The organism is Streptomyces lavendulae subsp. lavendulae (genome assembly GCF_002803845.1).
GTDB classification, from domain to species: domain Bacteria; phylum Actinomycetota; class Actinomycetes; order Streptomycetales; family Streptomycetaceae; genus Streptomyces; species Streptomyces lavendulae.
Genome location: NZ_CP024985.1, coordinates 5,620,157 through 5,632,738, shown reverse-complemented (window position 1 = coordinate 5,632,738; position 12,582 = coordinate 5,620,157). Strand labels below are relative to the sequence as shown.

General features: G+C 75.2%; 11 protein-coding genes and 1 pseudogene. 8 read left to right on the top strand and 4 right to left on the bottom strand.

The genetic code is table 11. The annotated features are described in order from the left end of the window. The first annotated feature begins 41 nt into the window (after positions 1–41). The 4 genes and pseudogenes from SLAV_RS24970 to dnaG all read left to right on the top strand — a co-directional run bounded on the left by SLAV_RS24970 (position 42) and on the right by dnaG (position 5,602). Positions 42–919 (top strand): annotated as a pseudogene (locus SLAV_RS24970) (sirohydrochlorin chelatase). A 56-nt stretch (positions 920–975) separates the two neighbouring features. Next, positions 976–2,292, top strand: coding sequence for a deoxyguanosinetriphosphate triphosphohydrolase (locus tag SLAV_RS24965; protein WP_030227069.1), 1,317 nt, complete (start codon positions 976–978; stop codon positions 2,290–2,292). A 93-nt stretch (positions 2,293–2,385) separates the two neighbouring features. Beyond that, the gene (locus SLAV_RS24960) at positions 2,386–3,660 is read left to right on the top strand and encodes an NAD(P)/FAD-dependent oxidoreductase (RefSeq protein ID WP_030227068.1); all 1,275 of its coding nucleotides are present in this window, start codon (positions 2,386–2,388) and stop codon (positions 3,658–3,660) included. Positions 3,661–3,694: 34 nt separating this feature from the next. Next, on the top strand, positions 3,695–5,602 hold the full coding sequence (gene dnaG, locus SLAV_RS24955; protein ID WP_030227066.1) for a DNA primase: 1,908 nt from the start codon (positions 3,695–3,697) through the stop codon (positions 5,600–5,602). A gap of 18 nt (positions 5,603–5,620) precedes the next feature. Here dnaG and SLAV_RS24950 read toward each other — a convergent pair whose 3' ends face one another. Beyond that, positions 5,621–6,070 carry a gamma-glutamylcyclotransferase family protein gene (locus SLAV_RS24950; RefSeq protein WP_030227065.1) on the bottom strand — a complete coding sequence of 150 codons (450 nt, stop codon included), beginning with the start codon at positions 6,068–6,070 and terminating at the stop codon, positions 5,621–5,623. Between the two features lie 169 nt (positions 6,071–6,239). On the opposite strand from SLAV_RS24950, the gene SLAV_RS24945 reads away from it, so the two are divergent. The 4 genes from SLAV_RS24945 (at position 6,240) to SLAV_RS24930 (ending at position 10,008) form a co-directional block, all read left to right on the top strand. Next, positions 6,240–6,944: a hypothetical protein gene (locus SLAV_RS24945; RefSeq protein WP_063760256.1), complete on the top strand. Its 705-nt coding sequence runs from the start codon at positions 6,240–6,242 to the stop codon at positions 6,942–6,944. Then, positions 6,941–8,470 carry an ATP-binding protein gene (locus SLAV_RS24940; RefSeq protein ID WP_051840465.1) on the top strand — a complete coding sequence of 510 codons (1,530 nt, stop codon included), beginning with the start codon at positions 6,941–6,943 and terminating at the stop codon, positions 8,468–8,470. The genes SLAV_RS24945 and SLAV_RS24940 overlap by 4 nt, the downstream gene beginning before the upstream one ends. 177 nt (positions 8,471–8,647) lie before the next feature. After that, positions 8,648–9,190 carry a GVDTG sorting domain-containing protein gene (locus SLAV_RS24935; protein ID WP_030227056.1) on the top strand — a complete coding sequence of 181 codons (543 nt, stop codon included), beginning with the start codon at positions 8,648–8,650 and terminating at the stop codon, positions 9,188–9,190. 149 nt (positions 9,191–9,339) lie between these two features. Then, complete coding sequence (locus tag SLAV_RS24930) at positions 9,340–10,008, top strand: class F sortase (protein ID WP_078950170.1); 669 nt, start codon at positions 9,340–9,342, stop codon at positions 10,006–10,008. Between the two features lie 9 nt (positions 10,009–10,017). Here the strand turns inward: SLAV_RS24930 and SLAV_RS24925 are convergent, their stop codons facing one another. The 3 genes from SLAV_RS24925 to SLAV_RS24920 form a co-directional block, all read right to left on the bottom strand. After that, complete coding sequence (locus SLAV_RS24925; protein ID WP_030227052.1) at positions 10,018–10,794, bottom strand: sulfite exporter TauE/SafE family protein; 777 nt, start codon at positions 10,792–10,794, stop codon at positions 10,018–10,020. A 37-nt stretch (positions 10,795–10,831) separates the two neighbouring features. Next, positions 10,832–11,116 (bottom strand): hypothetical protein, encoded by a 285-nt coding sequence (locus SLAV_RS41100; protein ID WP_158740535.1) that lies wholly within the window; start codon positions 11,114–11,116, stop codon positions 10,832–10,834. 71 nt (positions 11,117–11,187) lie between these two features. Continuing rightward, positions 11,188–12,483, bottom strand: a complete 1,296-nt coding sequence (locus SLAV_RS24920; RefSeq protein ID WP_030227050.1) for a ferredoxin reductase family protein — start codon at positions 12,481–12,483, stop codon at positions 11,188–11,190. Positions 12,484–12,582: the final 99 nt, after the last annotated feature.

Sequence of the window (12,582 nt, the reverse complement as noted above, 5' to 3'; positions counted from 1 at the left end):
GGCGCAACGCCCCCGCAACCTCCGGCGCGCAGTATCGGTTCATGACGGAGCCGGTGCACCCTCCCGAAGCCCTCGCCCTCCCCTTCGACAGCGCGGTCGAGCTGCTGTCCCGGATCACCGACCAGCTCGGCACCCAGCTCAGCGGACTGCGCCCGCCACGCGCCCGGCACCACGGAGCCCACCCATGCAGCCCACCCTCGTCGCCGTGGCCCACGGCAGCCGCGACCCGCGCGCCCCGCGCGCCGTCCTCGCCCTCCTCGAACGGGTCCGCGAGCTCCGCCCCCGCCTCGACGTCCGCCTCGGCCACATCGAGCTGAACCGGCCCCTGCTCGGCGACACCCTGAGCGCGCTGTCCGGCGAGGCGGTGCTCGTGCCGCTGCTGCTCGGGCGCGGCACCCACGTCAAACGGGACCTCCCCGCCTCCGCCGCCCGGGCCGCCCACCTGCGGGTCCGCGTCGCCGCGCCGCTCGGGCCGCACCCGCTGCTCGTCGAGGCCCTGTTCGAGCGGCTCCTGGAGGCCGGCTGGAACCCGGGGCGGCGCGGCGGCGCGGCCGTCGTGCTGGCCGCCGCCGGATCCCGCGACCCCGACTCCGCCGCCGACACCCGGCGCACCGCCGCCCAGCTGTCCGAGCGGCTCGGCGGGATACCCGTGGTGCCCGCCTACGCCTCCGCCAACACCGCCGCCGCACCGGACGTCCCCGAGGCCGTACGGGCACTGACCGCCCGGGGCCACCACCGGATCGCGGTGGCCTCCTACTTCGCCGCCCCGGGCCGCTTCGCCTCCGCGAGCGCCGCCGCCGCGCCCGGTCCGGCGTCCGCCCCGCTCGGCGCCCATCCGGCGCTCGCCCGGCTGGTCCTCCAGCGCTATGACGAGGCCCTCGCCCGCGAGACGGGCCGCCGCGAACTGGCCACCGCATAAAGGCGGTGTTCGTTCGGATTGCTCGGATTGTCGGTGACTCCGGTTAACGTCTGAGCATGGAAGGCACCCCGCACGCCCCCGCCTACGAGTCCTACGACACGGCCGCCACCGAGCGCTGGGCCCCCGAGCCGGACAAACGCCCCGGCCGCACCGCCTTCCAGCGCGACCGCGCGCGCGTGCTGCACTCGGCCGCCCTGCGCCGGCTCGCCGGGAAGACGCAGGTGGTCACCCCGGGCACCCGTTCCTACGAGTGGGACGCGAGCCCCCGTACCCGGCTGACCCACTCCCTGGAGTGCGCGCAGATCGGCCGGGAGCTCGGCGCGGCCCTGGGCTGCGACCCCGACCTCGTCGAAGCGGCCTGCCTCTCCCACGACATGGGCCACCCGCCCTTCGGGCACAACGGCGAGGAGGCGCTCAACGAGTTCGCCAAGGACTGCGGCGGCTTCGAGGGCAACGCCCAGTCGCTGCGCCTGCTGACCCGGCTGGAGCCCAAGCGGTTCGTGCCGGACCCGGCGGGCGGGCAGCCCGTCAGCGTCGGCCTCAACCTCACCCGCGCCTGCCTGGACGCCGCCACCAAGTACCCCTGGGCCCGCGGGGACCACCCCACCGACCCCGGCTCGGTGAAGTTCGGCGCCTACGAGGACGACCTGCCGGTCTTCGCGTGGCTGCGCCGCGGCGCGCCCGCCGACCGCAAGTGCTTCGAGGCCCAGGTCATGGACTGGGCGGACGACGTCGCCTACTCGGTGCACGACTTCGAGGACGGTCTGCACGCCGGGCACCTCGACCCCAACCTCCTGTTCGCCGAACCCGAGCGGGCCGCCATCTGGCGGGTCGCCATCGGCCGCTACGTACCGGCCGACACCGAGCCCGAGGAACTGCGCGAGGCCCTCGACCGTTTGATGGAGGAGGACTGGTGGCCCCACGGCTACGACGGCTCGGCCGTGGCCCAGGCCCGGCTGAAGGACGCCACCAGCCAGCTGGTCGGCCGCTTCTGCCTGGCCGCCGAGGGCGCCACCCGTGAGGCGTACGGCTCCGGGCGCCTCACCCGCTACGGCGCCGAGCTGGTGGTGCCGCGCGAGGCGCGCAACGAATGCGCCGTCCTCAAGGCCGTCGCCGACCTGTACGTGATGCAGCGCGACGAGCAGGAGCGGCTGCGCGCGGACCAGCGCATCGTCCTGGCCGAACTCGCCGAGGCGCTCAGCGCCCGCGCACCCGAGGGCCTCGACCCCCAGTTCCGGGCGATCTTCGACGCCGCCCCCGACGACAGGGCCCGCAAGCGCGCGGTGATCGACCAGATCGCGTGCCTGACCGACGCCGCCGCCCGCTCCCTGCACGCGCGCCTCACCAGACGCGGGCGGCACACCGGGGGGTGAGCCGATCGGGCCATTCCCCCTTCACGCGGCAGGCTCGGTGCGGGACGCTCGCATGTGGTCGCATGTGGCGAAGAGGTTATGAGGAGGCATCAGGTGGTCGACGCACACCAGACGTTCATCATCGTCGGCGGAGGGCTCGCCGGGGCGAAAGCCGCCGAGACGCTGAGGGCGGAGGGGTTCACGGGGCGGGTGATCCTGATCGGGGACGAGCGCGAGCATCCGTACGAGCGGCCACCGCTGTCGAAGGGCTACCTGGTGGGCAAGGAGGACCGCGACAGCGTCTTCGTCCACGAGCCGTCCTGGTACGCGAGCGCCGAGATCGAACTGCACCTGGGCCAGCCCGCCGTCCACCTGGACCGGGCCGCCAAGACGGTGCGCCTGGGCGACGGCACCCTGCTGCACTACGACAAACTGCTGCTGGCCACCGGCGCCGAACCGCGCCGCCTGGACGTCCCGGGAACGGGCCTGGCCGGCGTGCACCACCTGCGGCGCCTCGCGCACGCCGAGCGGCTGCGGGGCGTCCTGGCCTCCCTGGGCAGGGACAACGGCCACCTGCTGATCGCGGGCGCCGGGTGGATCGGCCTGGAGGTCGCGGCGGCGGCCCGCGAGTACGGGGCCGAGGTCACCGTGATCGAGCCGCTGGCCACCCCGCTGCACGCGGTGCTGGGCCCGGAGGTCGGCCGGCTCTTCACCGACCTGCACGCCGAGCACGGGGTCCGCTTCCACTTCGGGGCGCGGCTCACCGAGATCGTCGGCCAGGACGGCATGGTGCTGGCCGCGCGGACGGAGGACGGCGAGGAACACCCGGCCCACGCGGTGCTCGCGGCGATCGGCGCCGCGCCCCGGACCGCGCTCGCCGAGACCTCCGGCCTGGCCCTGGTCGACCGGGAGCACGGCGGCGGGATCGCGGTCGACGAGTCGCTGCGCACCTCCGATCCGGACATCTACGCGGCCGGGGACGTGGCCGCCGCCCACCACCCGTGGATCGGGTCCCGGCTGCGCGTGGAGCACTGGGCCAACGCCCTCAACGGCGGCCCCGCCGCCGCGCGGGCCATGCTGGGCCAGGAGGTCAGCTACGACCGGGTGCCGTACTTCTTCTCCGACCAGTACGACGTGGGCCTGGAGTACTCGGGGTACGCCCCGGCCGGGAGCTACGACCAGGTGCTGATCCGCGGGGACGTCGGCAAGCGGGAGTTCATCGCCTTCTGGCTCTCCGAGGGCCGGGTGCTGGCCGGCATGAACGTGAACGTGTGGGACGTCGCCGAGCAGATCCAGGCCCTGATCAGGTCGGGACGCCCGGTACAGGCCGACCGGCTCACGGACCCGGAGGTTCCGCTCACCTCGCTGCTGCCGGGGCAGGGGGCCTGACGGGTTTGTCCGCGCCCGGCCGTAGACTTCACGCGTGGCAGGACGGATCAACGACGACGACGTGAAGGCGGTACGGGACGCGGTCCCGATCGACGCCGTGGTCTCCGAGTACCTCCAGCTGCGCAACGCCGGCGGCGGCAACCTCAAGGGCCTCTGCCCCTTCCACGACGAGAAGTCCCCGTCCTTCCAGGTCAGCCCCAGCAAGGGCTTCTACCACTGCTTCGGCTGCCAGGCCGGCGGGGACACCCTCGACTTCATCATGAAGATCGACCACCTCTCCTTCTCGGAGGCGGTCGAACGGCTGGCCGGCCAGGCCGGGATCACACTGCGGTACGAGGAGGGCGGCTACACCGCCGGCACCAGCGGCCGTGGCGAGCGCATCCGCCTGGTCGAGGCACACAAGGCCGCCGCCCTCTTCTACGCGGAGCAGCTGGGCGGCGCCGAGGCCGAGATCGCCCGCCGGTTCCTGGCGGAGCGCGGCTTCGACCAGGCGGCGGCCGAGCACTTCGGCGTGGGCTACAGCCCGGCCGGCTGGGACCACCTGACCCGGTTCCTGCGCGGCAAGGGCTTCAGCGACAAGGAGCTGATCCTCTCCGGGCTGGCCCAGGACAGCCGCAGCGGCAAGCCCATCGACCGGTTCCGCGGCCGGCTCATGTGGCCGATCCGCGACATCAGCGGCGAGGTCGTCGGCTTCGGCGCCCGCAAGCTGCGCGACGACGACAACGGCCCGAAGTACCTGAACACCCCCGAGACGGCCATCTACAAGAAGTCCCAGGTGCTGTACGGCATCGACCTGGCCAAGAAGGAGATCGCCAAGACCTCCCGGGCCGTGGTCGTCGAGGGCTACACCGACGTCATGGCCTGCCACCTGGCCGGGGTCACCACCGCCATCGCCACCTGTGGCACGGCCTTCGGCGGGGACCACATCAAGATCCTGCGCCGGCTGCTGATGGACAACGCGACCGCCGAGGTGATCTTCACCTTCGACGGTGACGCGGCCGGGCAGAAGGCGGCCCTGCGGGCGTTCGAGGACGACCAGAAGTTCGCGGCGGAGACCTCCATCACCATCGCCCCGGGCGGGATGGACCCCTGTGACCTGCGGCTCGCGCAGGGCGACGCCGCCGTGTCCGGGCTGGTGGATGCCCGTACCCCGCTGTTCGAGTTCGCGCTGCGGCACATCGTTGCCCGGCACAACCTGGAGAACCCGGCGGGTCGCGCGGCCGCGCTGGCCGAGGCCGCTCCGGTCGTCGCGAGCATCAAGGACCTCTCGATCCAGCACGAGTCGGCCGTCCAGCTGGCGGGCATGCTGGGCATCCTCGACGAGCAGTTCGTCGTCAAGCGGGTCGCGCAGCTGGCGCGCTGGGCCCGCGAGCGCGGCAACCAGCCGCAGCAGGGCCGCGGTGGCGGGCGGGCGCCCCAGGAGGCCCCGCCCGCGCAGCCGCCCGCCGCGGACCGGGGCGGTCCCGCCCTGAACCTGCGCAGCCCCGCCCACCGCACCGAGCGCGAGCTGCTCAAGCTGGCGCTCCAGCGTCCCGCGCTGGTCTCCCCCGCCTTCGACGCGTACGGGATCGACGAGTTCACCGCCCCGCCCTACGCCGCGGTCCGCCAGGCCATCCAGGACGCCGGGGGCGCCGCCCAGGGCACGGAGGACTACCTGGTCCGGGTCCGCGAGGCCGCGCCGAACGACTCCGTCCGCGCGATGGTCACGGAGCTGGCGGTGGAGGCCATCCACGCCAAGACGGTGGACGAGGTCTACGCGGGGGTACAGCTGGTCCAGGTCCGGCTGCGCGCCGTGGACCGCCGCGTCCTGGAGATCCAGGGCGCCATGACCCGACTGAGCCCGCAGGCCCCGCCGGAGCAGCACGCGGCGATCCAGCAGGAACTGTGGGTCCTCCAGCAGTACGGGCAGCGCCTGCGCAACCGCGGGGCCGAAGGGCTCTGAGCGGGGCCGTCCCGGCGGCTAGACCCGGTCGCCGCGGCGGAGCCAGTCGCCGCCGGGGATCTCGGTGCCCGAGGCGGTGAGGCGCCGGGCCAGCGGGGCCGCCGCCAGGTAGACCCAGGCGCGGACGCGGCTGGCGTCGGGGCGGACGGCCTCGCGGGCGACCCGGTCGTAGACGTTCCCCGGGCGGCCCGGGCCCGCGTACTCCTCCAGCAGGTCCAGCGCGGCCAGCAGTTCCCGGTACGCGCCCGGCGCCGGGGTGATCAGCTCCCCGGTTATGGCGGAGCCCGCCCGCTCGACGGCGTACGGGTAGCCGGGGCCCTCGTAGAGCGCCGCGTCCGGCAGCCGGGCGGGTTCCTCGGCCGCCGTGCGCCCCCGCAGGAAGAGGGCGTGGTTGACCTCTCCCGGCCGTAGCGTCCCGTACACGAAGAACGGCAGTACGCCGGCTTCCGGCCGATCGACCGATGTCACAGGGCCCTCCCTCGACTGACACTGGGCAGTCCGCGGCGCGGGCCGAAGGTCCCGACCTGTGCGCGGACCACCACCGTACGCACCGCTGTTACACGATCTCCCGGCCCCCGTGACGGTCGCCGACTACGGTCGGAAACCGCCCCCCTCCCCACCTCCCGACGGTTCCCCCATGACGCGATCACCCCGCCGCTCCACCGCCGCCCTGCTGCTGTCCGCGACCGCGCTCGCCCTGGGCGGCTGCGCCGCACCCGGCGGACTGGCCGTCGGCGAACCCGTGGCCCCCGTCTCGCTCCAGCCGCTGCCGCGCGCGCTCTGGCCCGCCTGGGCCGACGACTCGCCCAAGGCCGCGGGGGTCGCGACGGGCACCCGGCAGCCGCCCCCGGCACCGCTGACCGGCGCGCCGGAGGTGGGTCCGCAGGGCCTCACGGCGGTGAACGAGCTGGACGTCGTACGGGCGGACAAGCGGATGAAGCCGTTCCTGGGCAAGGGGAGGATCGACGCTCCGGGGCGGGCCGGGGTCCGCCCGGCCGTCCACCTCGACGTGACCGGCGACGGGAAGCAGGACCTCCTCGTCGCCGCCGACACCGAGACCGGGCGGACCGCCCTCAGCGTGTACACCGCCCGGGGCAAGCAGATCGTCCCCATCCTCTTCACCGCCGGGCGGCGGATGGCCGTCGAGTCCCTGGGCCCGGACCTGCTGATCCGGATCGCCGCCGACGACGGCTCCGAACAGGCCGTCCGCTACCGCTGGGACGGCGAACGGATGACGGTGGTCAGCGACGAGCGGCGCTTCAACAAGTCCTGCCCGAGCCGCAGCCCCGGGGCCCCCGGGCCCTCGGAGCGCGCCGGCACGGACGGGCGGGCCCCGCGGTGAGGGCCCTGCCGGCCCGCGGCCGGCGGCTGCTGCGGGCCCTGGGACTGCGCTGGAAGATCGCCGTGCTGCTGGCCGTCGGCTGCTCGCTGGTCGCGGTCACCATCGGCGCCCTGATCCACCAGGCGCGGGTGCGCCAGGTGGCCGACGCGGCCCGCAAGAGCGCGACCGAGCAGCTGATCCGGGTACGGCAGGTCTACGAGCTGACCGGCCGGCTCGACTTCGACAAGGTCGGGGAGGCCGACGCCCGGATCGACTGCCCCGCCATGCCGGGGCCGCTGCGCGAGGCCGCCCTGGCCGGGCGGCGGACCACCTACCTCGACCTGTCCGGACCGCACCCGGCGGTGTGGGCGGCGCGGCCGGTGGGCGGCGGCCGGGTGCTGACGGTGCGGCAGGCGCTCACCGCCGAGCAGGCCGAACTGGCGGAGCTGGACGGGCAGCTGATCGCTTCCGGGACCGGGGTGGTGGCGCTCTCCGCGGTGGGCGGGGCGCTGCTGGCCAGCCGGCTCAGCAAGGACCTGCGGTCGGCCGCGGAGACGGCCCGGCGGATCAGCGCGGGCGACCTGGACGCGCGGATCGGGGCCTCGGGGGTCCCGGGGAGCCGGGACGAGGTCGCCGAGCTGTCCTCGGCGGTCGACACCATGGCGGCGAGCCTGCAGCGGCGGCTGGAGGCGGAGCAGCGGTTCACCGCGGACGTGGCGCACGAACTGCGCACCCCGCTGACGGGGCTGCACACGGCGGCCGAGCTGCTGCCGCCCGGACGGCCGACGGAGCTGGTGCGCGACCGGGTCGGGGCGCTGCGGACGCTGACGGAGGACCTGCTGGAGGTGGCCCGGCTCGACGCGAACCGGGAGGAGGCACGGCTGGAGGAGCACCTGCTGGGCCCCCTGGTCGCCTCGATCACCCACCGCTCGGGCGTACCGGCCCGCCTGTCCGGCGGGGAGGACGCCGGGCTGCACGACGGCCCCGACGGCCGGGTGCACGGCGGACTGCGCGGTGGCCATGACGGCGGACTGTGCGGCGGGCCGGGCGAGCGGCAGACCGGCCGCCCGGACGGCCGGACCGACCGGTGGCCGGACGGGTGCACGGAGGATCGCGCGGAAGGCCGTACGGGCGGCCACAAGGACGATGGGGCGGGCAGCCGAACGGTCGGCGGCGCGGGCAGCCGTACGGACGACGGTGCGGGCAGCCGCACGGGCGCCGGTGCGGTGGTGCGGACGGATGTCCGGCGGCTGGAGCGGATCCTGACGAACCTGCTGCTCAACGCCCGTCGGCACGGGGCCGGGCCGATCACCGTGACGGTGTCGGGGGCCTCGGTGACGGTGCGGGACCACGGGCCCGGCTTCCCGGAGAGCCTGCTGCGGGAGGGGCCGCAGCGGTTCAAAACGGGTGCGGCGGAGCGCGGCCAGGGCACCGGGCTCGGTCTGACCATCGCCTTCGGCCAGGCCCAGGTGATCGGAGCCACGGTGACCCTGTCGAACCCGGACCCCTCGGGCGCGGCGGCCACGGTGACCCTTCCGCGGGCCTGAGGCGGGGCCCCGTCACCCGGACGGGGTGGGGGCACCCTGATGCCCTTACACGGGCTCTGACGTGCGCGGATCCCGTCCCACCGGTCACGCCGCCGAGAATCTGACGGTCCTTCAGCAGGCGCGCGCCGGGGCCGCCGGTTTTGCTCGGAACACGACCCCGTGTCCCCAGGAGTACCCATGCGCCGCAGCACCGCCCACGTGCTCACCGCCACCGCGCTGACCGCCGTCGCCTTCGCCGGACCGGTCGCCGGGGCGGTGGCCGCCGCGGACCTCGGCATGGCCGCTTTCGCGCCGGGGGACTTCGCCGTACTGGAGGTCTGGCCGAAGTCCGCCACCCCGGGTGCCACGGTCACCGTGAACACCAAGGCCTGCGGCTCCGGCAGCCTCGCGGAGGGAGACGCCAGCACCGTGGGCGGAGGGCGCTTCAAGCTGGCCCCCGGCACGCACAAGGAAGTGGTCGAGGGCCAGTTCCGGGTCGACCACGGCCTCCGGCCGGGCACCTACGGCATCGGCGCGACCTGCGCGAACGGCAAGTTCGCCACCGGCGACCTGATCGTCACCGAGCGCGGCCCGCAGGGCCACGTCCACACCGGGGTGGGCGGTGGCACGACCACCACCACCGACCCCGCCAAGATCACGGCGGGAGTGGTCTCCCTGGCCGCGGCCGCCGTCGGCGGTACCTGGCTCCTGCGTCGCCGGGCGAGCGGCACGCGGAGCTGACGGGCGCCCACCGCGGCCCCGGCCGCGGTCCGACCGGTACCGCCCCCCCGTCGCCCGCCCCGCGAGGTCCCCCCCGTTCGCGGGGCCGGGCGACGGCCAGTCCTCCGAACGACAGCCCACGGAACGGAACGGCACGACAGGGGGTACGCATGCACGGCGGCTTCCGGCGCCCGCGCGGGCGCCCCGCGGCCGGGGCGGGCCCGACCGGGAGGCGCGGTCCCGCCGGGCTGGTCGCGATCGCCGCCTGCATCGGCATCTGGCTCGTGACCAGCGGTTCCCGCGAGCCCGTCGGCCCCCCGCTGCCCTCCCCCGCCGAGGCCCTGAGCGCCCAGGACCGCTACCCGGGGGCCATCGCCCCGCTCACCGGCTCCCCGCCCACCCGGATCCGGATCCCGTCCATCCGCGTGGACGCCCCGCTGACCGGGCTCGGCCTCGACCAGGACGGCGGTCTCGAAGTACCCCCGCCGACCCGCCGCGACCTCGCGGGCTGGTACCGGGACGGGACGACCCCCGGCGCGACGGGCACGGCCCTCATCGCGGGACACGTGGACGACGCCAGCGGCCCGGCCGTCTTCTACCACCTGGGCGCGCTGCGCCGGGGAGCCGTGATCGAGGTGGCGCGAGCGGACGGGCGCACGGCCGTCTTCACGGTCCACGCGGTCGAGGTCTACGACGCCAAGGCCTTCCCGGACGCGCGCGTCTACGGTCCCTCGCCGCGCGCGGAGCTGCGGGTGATCACCTGCGGCGGCGGTTTCTCGCCGCGCACGGGCTACCAGGGCAACGTGGTGGTCTTCGCGCACCTCACCGGGACGTACTGACCCCGCCGCTCACCCCCACTGCTCGAAGCCCAGCTTGATCACCAGCGCGCCCACCACCGTCAGCAGGACCCCGCGGACGAAACCGCTGCCCTTCTTGAGCGCCATCCCGGCGCCGATCATGCCCCCGGCGAGGTTGAAGACGGCCATCAGCGCGGCCAGCTGCCACAGCACCATCCCCTGGTACGCGAACATCGCGAGCGCCCCGGCGTTGGTGCACACGTTGACGATCTTGGCGGTGGCGGAGGCGGTGACCAGGTCGAGGTGGAGCAGGGCGGTGAGGGCCAGCACCAGGAAGGTGCCGGTGCCGGGCCCGATGAGGCCGTCGTAGAAGCCGATGCCCAGTCCGGCCAGGCCGATCGTGAGCAGCACCCGCTGCCGGGAGACGGGCGAGGCGGAGGGGGCGGCGCCGAAGCCGGGCTTGAAGATCACCACGGCGGCCACCACCACGAGCACCCCCATGATCAGCGGGCGCAGCGCGTCCTTGCTGATCCCGCCCGCGAGTGCGGCGCCCCCCATCGATCCGGCGAGGGCGGCCAGACCGATCCGGACGGCGAGCTTCACATCGACCGGGGCCTTGCGGACGTAGGTGACGGCCGCTCCGGTGGTGCCGACGATGGCCACCGCCTTGTTGGTGCCGAGCACGGTGGCGGGGTGGGCGTGCGGCAGCCCGAGCAGCAGGGCGGGCAGGAGCAGCAGTCCGCCGCCGCCCACCACCGCGTCGATCCAGCCGGCCGCGGCTGCGGCCACGCACAGCACGATGATCATGGTGATTGATATGTCAGGCACGGACCCGACCCTAGGGACAGGTTCGATGCACCTTCCATCAATCCCGGGAAACTTGCGCAAAGGTTGAGCTTCGCCCGGCCGGCACCCGGTCCGGGGCCACCGGAGCAGCAGGATCCACCCATGCCGTCAGCGCGGTGGCGACCAGTACGCCGGCCAGCCCCAGCCCGGCCGCGAGCCGCCGGGCGGGCGGTACGCGGACCAGCCCGGCCAGCGCGGCCCGCGGGACGGAGTCCGGGCGCGGCCTGCGGTGCCGGGCGGCGGCGCGCGGCACGCCACCGTCCGGCGGGGACACGGGCACGGTGATGTGCAGGGGGTGACGCATGACGCGGGGCGACCTTTCGCGGGCGGATCGGGAACGCGGGACCGGGCAGCCGGGGGCCGCCCGCGGCCGGGTCAGAAGCTGAAGCACTCGCTGTGGACGCGCCCGGCCGGCACCCCGGCCCGCAGCAGCGCGGCGCGCGTCGCCTCCGCCATCCCGGGCGGCCCGCACAGGTACACGTCGTGCTCCACCAGGTCCGGGACGAGCGCGGTCAGCGCCCGCGGTGCCAGGGGGTCGTAGGGGCCGTCGGACGGTCCGAGCAGGTAGTGCAGCCCGGCCCCCCGGAGGGCCGCGATGGCCTCCAGCTCGCCCCGCAGCACGAGCTGTTCCTCGGCCCCGGCCCGGTAGAGCAGGGTGATGTCGCCCGGCCCGCCGGGCAGCGTCTCGAACAGGGCCCGCATCGGGGTGATCCCGACCCCGCCCGCGATCAGCAGCACCTTGGACCGCGTCCGCCGGGCGGCGGTGAGCGCCCCGAACGGCCCCGTGGCGAGGACCCGCGTACCGGGGCGCAGCCGGCGGATCCGCCGCGAGTGCCCGCCGAGCCCCTTGACGGTGATCCGCAGGGCGGCGCCGCTCACCGGCGCGGAGAGCGAGAACGGCAGTGCCGTGTACCAGAGCCCCCGCCGCAGGAACCGCCAGCGCAGGAACTGTCCGGGCTCGGCCCGCAGTCCCGCGAGGTCGCGCCCGTGCATGACGACGGAGACCACCCCGGGGCCCTCCGCCCGCACCTCGGCGACGCGCAGCGCGTGCCGCAGGGCCTGCCGTACGGGCACCACGGCCCGGTACCAGACCAGCAGCACGCCGACGAGGGCGTGGGCGAGGGCCCAGAACCAGGCGGCCACCGCCAGATCGGGCCCGGCGAGCTGGTGCCCGAAGGCCAGGGCGGCGGCGAGGTACACGGCCAGGTGCACCCCGCGCCAGGTTTCGTGCGCGAGGCGGCGGCGTACGGCGCGGGCGGAGGTCACGCCGACCGCGGCCAGGAGACCCGTCCCGGCCGCGGCGGCCGCGAGCGCCGGGTAGCCGAGCAGCCCCCGGGCGGCGGAGAGCACGTCCGCGCCCTCGTGCACGGCGTAGCCGAACAGGGCCAGGAGCCCGTGCCCGAAGCAGAGCAGGAGCACGTGCCGGCCGCCCAGCGCGTGCCAGCGGGCGAGCCGGTCGCCTCCGATCCCGTGCTCCACGGCGGGCACCCGGGCCATCAGGAACAGCAGCACGAGGATCCCGTACCCGGCGAGCAGCCCGGTCAGGTGCGCGGCGGTGGCGAAGAGCGCGTCGAGCCGGGCCGAGGGCCGCACCTGGGCGGCCCAGAGCAGGACCACCAGCCCCGCGCCGCCCAGCATCCCGCCCTTGACCCGCACCGCCACATCTCGCATGGCGCCCACGCTAAGAGCCTCCCGAGGTCCTGCGGAGTCCTCCCGGTGATCCTTAAGGGCGCCTTGAGGAAGGCCTCACCAGCCCTTAATCCCGGCGCT